Genomic DNA, 1221 nt, shown 5'->3' with positions numbered 1-1221 from the left:
AGATGGGCCTTCCCGGCCCCACTGGGGCCGGGTCATGCGAACCCCGAGAGATAGTGAGTGTTCATGGAAAAGTCCAGATTCCGCAAATTCAGCCTCGGCATCGCCGTGGCTCTGGTCGCCGGCATCACGCTGTATGCCGTTCAGGCCCCGGCCAAACCGCCGCAGTACATCACCGCCACGGTCGAACGTGGCGATATCGAGAACGCCGTGTTGGCCACCGGCACGCTGCAGGGCATCAAGCAGGTGGACGTCGGCGCCCAGGTGTCGGGCCAGTTGCGCTCATTGAAGGTCAAGCTGGGTGACAAAGTCACCGAGGGCCAGTGGCTGGCCGAAATCGACCCGCTGGTGCTGCGCAATACCTTGCGCCAGGCTGAGGTCGACGAGGACAAATTGCAGGCCGAGCGCCGTTCTAGCCTGGCCCAGCTCAAGCAGGCCAGGCGGGTGTATGAGCGCTATCGCGAACTGCAGGCCGACGAATCGGTATCGCGCCAGGACTTCGAGAACGCCGAGTCCGAATACGAGGTGCAGCAGGCCGCCGTGCGCTCGCTCGATGCGCAAATCCAGAGTGCCCGGGTCGAGATCGACACGGCCAAGGTCAACCTGGGCTACACCCGTATCAATGCACCGATCAACGGCCATGTGGTGGGCATCGTCACGCAAGAAGGGCAGACCGTGATCGCCAACCAGTTGGCGCCCGTGCTGCTCAAGCTGGCCGACCTCGACACCATGACCGTCAAGGCGCAGGTGTCGGAAGCCGATGTGATCCACATCAGCCCAGGCCAACCGGTGTACTTCACCATCCTCGGTGAAGACAAACGCTACTACGCCAAGCTGCGCGGCACCGAGCCGGCCCCGCAGAACTACGCGCAAAGCACCGACAACAGCGATGGCAGCGCCACGAAACCCAATGGCGCGGTGTTTTACAACGCCCTGTTCGAGGTGGCGAACCCTGAGCACCGCCTGCGCATCTCGATGACCGCGCAGGTGCACATCGTGCTCGACACGGCCGAAGGCGTGCTCACTGTGCCGGTGGCCGCCCTGGGCGCGCGCAATGGCGACGGCAGCTTCCCAGTGCGGGTGCTCGATGCCAAGGGCTTCGCTCAGGTGCGCAACGTGCAGGCGGGGATCAACAACAACGTCAAAGTGCAGATCAAGGATGGCCTGGCCGAAGGTGACCGTGTGGTGATCGGCGAACCGGTGTCTGGCGAAGCAGGGGCGTGA

The 1221-nt window shown here is 63.8% G+C and carries 1 protein-coding gene; it reads left to right on the top strand.

The genetic code is table 11. The annotated features are described in order from the left end of the window. The first annotated feature begins 63 nt into the window (after nucleotides 1-63). Nucleotides 64-1221: a macrolide transporter subunit MacA gene (gene macA, locus HU764_RS12910; protein ID WP_186702583.1), complete on the top strand. Its 1158-nt coding sequence runs from the start codon at nucleotides 64-66 to the stop codon at nucleotides 1219-1221.

The sequence above is a fragment of the Pseudomonas kermanshahensis genome (genome assembly GCF_014269205.2).
Taxonomy (GTDB): domain Bacteria; phylum Pseudomonadota; class Gammaproteobacteria; order Pseudomonadales; family Pseudomonadaceae; genus Aquipseudomonas; species Aquipseudomonas kermanshahensis.
Note: the sequence above shows the minus strand (reverse complement) of the source record. Positions and strands in the feature narration are given on the sequence as shown.